The sequence below is a fragment of the Schnuerera sp. genome (genome assembly GCF_035459645.1).
Classification (GTDB): domain Bacteria; phylum Bacillota; class Clostridia; order Tissierellales; family Tepidimicrobiaceae; genus Schnuerera.
The window spans coordinates 1-5,715 of record NZ_DATHXO010000409.1; the positions used below are offsets into that span (position 1 = coordinate 1).

A 5,715-nucleotide genomic window follows, 5' to 3' on the forward strand; every position below is an offset into this window, starting at 1 on the left:
ATGTAGAAGTCGATACATTCTCTGGATTGTTGATAGACTATGCTAAAGAAAGAGAATGTACAACTATGATTAGAGGTTTAAGGGCAGTATCAGATTTTGAATATGAGATGCAAATGGCTCTTGTAAACAAAAAACTAGAAGATGATATTGAAACTTTGTTTATGGTATCTAGAGGTAGATATGCATATTTGAGTTCCAGTATAGTAAAAGAGGTAGCAATGTTTGGAGGAAATATATCCTGTTTTGTTCCAGATGAAGTGGAAAAAGCTTTAATAGAAAAGATAAAAGGAGGTAAGGAGTAAAATGGACGTACTTAAATTAATCGATGAAATAGAAGATGTTTTAGAAAATGCTTCTTCTCTACCTTTTTCAAGTAAGGCAATGGTTGATGCTGATGAAATATTTGAAATTATTAGAGAGATAAGAATTAGACTTCCAGATGAAATAAAACAAGCTTCTTGGATAAAGGAAGAACGTCAAAGAATTTTAGCTGAAGCTCAAAAAGATGCAGATACAATTTTAAATGAGGCAGAATTGAAATTAGAAGAGTTGATAGAAGAAGAGGAGATTACAAAAAAAGCTAAGGAAATGGCTGAAGAAATCATCACAAAAGCTCAAACTAATGCTAAAAGTATTCGATTAGGTGCTTTAGAGTATGCGGACAATATATTATTGGAAACACAGGAAGATTTAAAGGATCTTATTGATTTATTAAATCAAAATAGACAAGAATTAAGAGGCGATAAATAATCAATCCCACGAAAACAAAGAGTATATTAGCAATAAAATCAATGATGATAATAATATATATATGGTTATAAATATAGCCAGTTTAAATGAACCAATGAACAAAGATGGCCATCCTAATGGATATATTGATTCTTGCATATTTAATCTTGGCATAAAAGAAGGTTTTATTATAGTACTATATTTTACATAATATAGTATTATGCCATATATTGAAGAAAAAACGCCATGTAAAAATTTAGCAAATAAATATACTCTATTTTGTATATCTGTTTTATTAATGAAACTTAAGGCTTGGCTATGAATAGAAAAACCACTCCAACCAATTAAAAAATTGATTATTGTTATCTTGTATATTAAACTTGTATTAACAGTTGCTATTTTTTTGCATCCAGTAGTTACTTCTAATATACCAGCAATAAAGCCACTAAACAGTTCTCTATCTATTTCTAAAGGAACTATTTTATTAATAAAATAGATAAATTGATTAAAAAATTTAGAAACAAAAAGAAGCTCAGTTAATACAGAATAAAAGATCATAAATCCACCAATTAGAGTTATAGTATTTATGCTGTTTTTTACACTATCAGATAAAATAGACCCAATGGAAATATTTTTTTGCAATATTGATATTTTATGATTTGTTTTTTTTATTTTACATTCTTTTTTTTCTGTTGTGATATTATTGGTAGTTTTTTTGTAAAATCTTAATAAAAATGCCAATGTAATAGCCCCCAGATAATGGGGGTATATAATTAATGGAGCAGCTGAAGGGTTATTTAACATTCCTATGGAAACTGCACCTAGCATAAATAAGGGACCAGATGTACTGGAAAAACAGATAGCCCTTTCTGCTTCAGCTTGTGATATAAGATTATTCTGTCTTAAATTGGATACAATTTTTGCTCCTACAGGATATCCAGATACAACACTCATGGAAAATGAAAAAGCTCCAGCACCAGGAACATTGAATAAAGGTTTCATTAGTGGTTCTAGAAGTCTGCTAATAAAATTTACAAAACCACTAGCTATTAATAATTCAGAAACGACAAAAAAAGGAAACAAAGACGGGACGACTATATTGCCCCAAGTTAGTAAGCCTTCATATGCACTTTCTAGCGATAATTTTGGATGCTTTATAATGCTAATCAATATCAAAACAATAACAAATATAAATAAAAAATTAATAGAAGACTTTCTCATTACCTTGCCTCCTTTTAGCTGTCCAATAATTTTGGTAAAAAAGTCCTTATTAAAATTATATTTTTGTTAAGCTTTAATATGATTAAAATATTAATATGGATTATTTGCAATAAATATTCTAATGTATGGTCCCAATACAACTATTTTTTTCTTATATATGGGGATGTATAATAATCCATATTCATAAAAGGCTTTGAAGTATTTAAACCAAGGAAGAATAAATCTGTAGCTTTTTTATCATAAGATAAAATCTTCTTTAAATACGGATCTTTGTATTTATTGTATTCAGAAAACTTTATAATTATTGGTAGATCAGATTTTTCTTTTATTCTGTTTAGTAGTATAAACCCATTTTTATTTGCACCTAAAACCCTTATATAAGCAGGGTAATGATTGAATAAATCTTTAAATATAGGCTCACTTAAGCTTGCCATCAAATGTATTAATATCCTTTGAATCCTTGTTTTGGTATATCTTTTAGTTGATACTTCTTGTATTAAAGAATTTATATTATTATATTCTGAACTCTTATTTATAATTCTATTTTCAAGCCCTGTTTCTACATCCATAATATTTACTAAATTATTTATATGTCTAATTCTTAATAAATAATGGATTATTTGGGTATAATTATCTAACATATTGAATTTTTTGTATTTATTGATATAATCTATTAGATGGCCATAAGAATGGATTGGCATATAACTTTTTACAGATTCAATATTTTCATTTATTAATTTATTCCTTATTCCAGTAGCACTTGATATTTTGTGATTTAATTGGGTTTCTCTATAAGAACTGCCAATACGTTTAATAGTTACTGGCTGAATTTTGCTATTCAGTTTTTTTAAAGCCTTTAAATATTCAATAGCTAATATATTATTAGACATTTTTAAAATGTCTTTTAGATGAATACCATGTTTTAGTTTGATATTAAATTTACAAAAGTAGTCTTTTAATGCATTGCTACGGGATACAGAAAAAGAGTTTCCATCATTAAGGTGTTTTTTTAATCTCTCTTTATAATAAGGAGGCTCATCTAGTAAAATCTGTGCTATTTTTATTAGGTAGTCAAGACTACCTAATTCACTACCAAAAACAACATAATCAACAATATTTAAACTATTGAGTAAAGCTATGCTTCCATAGGCAAATAGTTCTGCTGATTGGGTTGAAAAGATAAAGGGTAGTTCGATAACTAAATCTACTCCATTATCTATTGCCATCTTAGTTTTAGTCCATTTATCGATTAAAGATGGTTCACCTCTTTGGACAAATGAACCACTCATTACAACTATAGAATAGTCTGAGTTAGTTACTTCTTTTGACTTAGTTAAATGATATTTATGACCTAAATGGAAAGGATTATATTCAGTTATTAAGCCTACTACTTTCATATTGGTAACCTCCTTAAGGTTTTACCAATATTATAACATAAAATTAATGGACTATAATATCGTTGATTTTTTAACGAATATATATTAATATTGTTTATGAGAATACATTTTAATAGGAGGAGTGTAATATGAATATTTTAGTTATTAATTGTGGTAGTTCTTCGTTAAAATACCAGTTAATAAATATGAAAAATGAAGAAGTACTTGCAAAAGGTTTAGTTGAAAGAATTGGTATAGAGGGTTCAAGAGTTAAACATACAACTATAGGTAAAGATGAAGTAATAATCGAAGAACCTATGTCAGACCATAGGAAAGCTCTAGAATTAGTATTAAACGCTCTAGTGGATTCTAATTATGGTGCAATAAAATCAATGGATGAAATAGGCGCTGTTGGCCATAGAGTAGTTCATGGTGGAGAAAAATTTGCACAATCTGTCTTAATTGATGATGATGTAATGGAAGCTATAAACGACTGTATTGAATTAGCTCCTCTTCATAATCCACCTAATATAATGGGGATAGAGGCTTGTAAAGAACTGATGCCTAATACTCCTATGGTGGGCGTTTTCGATACTGCTTTCCATCAGACAATTCCTATGTCAAACTATATATATCCTTTACCATATAAGTTATATGAGAAATATGGTATTAGAAAATATGGATTCCATGGTACATCTCATAAATATGTATCTCAACGAGCAGCTGAAATGTTAGGAAAACCTATTGAAGAACTTAATATTGTAACATGTCATTTAGGTAATGGTGCTAGTGTTTGTGCTGTACAAGGTGGAAAATCTATTGAAACCAGCATGGGCTTTACTCCTTTAGAAGGCCTAGCTATGGGTACAAGATCAGGGGATGTGGATCCTGCTGTAATACCTTTTATTATGGAAAAAGAAGGTTTAACATTTGACGAAGTTAATCAAATGCTAAACAAAAAATCTGGAGTTCTTGGCATTTCAGGAATTAGTAGTGATTTTAGAGATTTAGAAGAAGCAGCTAATGAGGGAAATGAACGAGCTAAACTTGCATTAGAGTTATTCTCTAATAGGGTTAAAAAATATATTGGTGCTTATGCTGCATTAATGTGTAATATAGATGCTTTAGTATTCACTGCAGGAATAGGGGAAAATTCTATTACAATTAGAGAACATATATGTGATGGTTTAGAATGTATTAACATCAAATTAGATAAAGAATTAAATCAAGTTAGAGGAAAGGAAGCAATTGTAAATAAAGATATTACTTCTACTGCGATACTAGTTATTCCTACAAATGAAGAATTGATGATAGCTAGGGATACATTAGAGTTAGTTAAAAATAATTAAATTTTCTTGACAAATATTGGCCTCCTTTATATAATAATGTGTGTTAGTTCAAGAGGTGAAAATTATGAATGTTGATTTATCAAATTTTCGTGATGAAGCAGTTTCCAGTATTCCTGTTAAGGGAAAGTTGGAAAAAGATTTTTTAGATGTTAATGGAAGAAAGATTAAATTTATTGAACCAATTAGATATGAAGGAGAAATATATCGGGTAGATAAGGATAAGCTATTACATCTAAATATATTTTATAACTACGAGGAAGCTTGTGGTAGATGTTTAGAACTTTTTACTAAGGAAGAAGAATCTGTTTTATCAGGAAAGCTAATTGAAAAAATGGATAGAATTGACTTTGATGGTGAAGACGAAGTTATATACTATAGTGATGAAGAACTGGATTTAGATGAATATATAATTAGCACAATAATTTTATCCCTACCTATGAAACCTCTTTGCCATGATGAGTGCAAAGGATTATGTCCTAAATGTGGCACCAATCGTAATAAAGAAGAATGTCAATGTGTTATAGAAGATGTAGATCCAAGATTAGCAATACTTAAAGATTTGTTTCCAAAGAAATAAGGAGGTGTTTTAGTTGGCAGTACCAAAGCGAAAAACGTCAAAAGCTAGAAGAGATAGAAGAAGAGCCTCTGCTTATAGATTAACAAAGGCTACAATTTCTGAAATCCTGGTGCGCGACACGCGTCCCGAACTCCTCGATGCCGTCCTGGCCAAGCTTGAGCAGGCCGGCGCGGAGATCGAGTTGGGCGAGGACTGGATTCGCCTCGACATGCACGGGCGTCGGCCCAAGGCCGTCGATATCCGTACCGCGCCGCATCCGGGCTTCCCCACCGACATGCAGGCGCAGTTCGTGGCCATGAACGCGGTGGCCGAGGGGACGTCCACGGTGGTCGAGACCATCTTCGAGAACCGCTTCATGCACGTCCAGGAAATCCAGCGTATGGGCGCGGACATCCATATCGAGGGCAACACCGCGATAATTCGCGGGGTGGATGCCCTGTCAGGGGCTCCCATCATGGCGACC

General features: G+C 31.3%; 7 protein-coding genes. 5 read left to right on the forward strand and 2 right to left on the reverse strand.

All coding sequences use genetic code 11. The annotated features are described in order from the left end of the window. Positions 1-302: pantetheine-phosphate adenylyltransferase (coaD, locus tag VK998_RS09650; protein ID WP_325227921.1), on the forward strand; the 302-nt coding region annotated here is incomplete at its 5' end. A 1-nt stretch (position 303) separates the two neighbouring features. Next, positions 304-750 carry an ATPase gene (locus VK998_RS09655; RefSeq protein WP_325227922.1) on the forward strand — a complete coding sequence of 149 codons (447 nt, stop codon included), beginning with the start codon at positions 304-306 and terminating at the stop codon, positions 748-750. Here the strand turns inward: VK998_RS09655 and ylbJ are convergent, their stop codons facing one another. Further along, complete coding sequence (gene ylbJ, locus VK998_RS09660) at positions 751-1,950, reverse strand: sporulation integral membrane protein YlbJ (RefSeq protein WP_325227923.1); 1,200 nt, start codon at positions 1,948-1,950, stop codon at positions 751-753. Between the two features lie 140 nt (positions 1,951-2,090). Next, on the reverse strand, positions 2,091-3,347 hold the full coding sequence (locus VK998_RS09665) for a nucleotidyltransferase (RefSeq protein ID WP_325227924.1): 1,257 nt from the start codon (positions 3,345-3,347) through the stop codon (positions 2,091-2,093). Between the two features lie 128 nt (positions 3,348-3,475). Between VK998_RS09665 and VK998_RS09670 the strand changes: the two genes are divergently transcribed. From VK998_RS09670 to rpmF, 3 genes are all read left to right on the forward strand, one after another. Further along, positions 3,476-4,675, forward strand: a complete 1,200-nt coding sequence (locus VK998_RS09670) for an acetate/propionate family kinase (RefSeq protein WP_325227925.1) — start codon at positions 3,476-3,478, stop codon at positions 4,673-4,675. A 64-nt stretch (positions 4,676-4,739) separates the two neighbouring features. Beyond that, positions 4,740-5,252: a YceD family protein gene (locus VK998_RS09675; RefSeq protein WP_325227926.1), complete on the forward strand. Its 513-nt coding sequence runs from the start codon at positions 4,740-4,742 to the stop codon at positions 5,250-5,252. Between the two features lie 13 nt (positions 5,253-5,265). Next, on the forward strand, positions 5,266-5,715 hold a 450-nt coding region (rpmF, locus tag VK998_RS09680), incomplete at its 3' end, for a 50S ribosomal protein L32 (protein WP_325227927.1).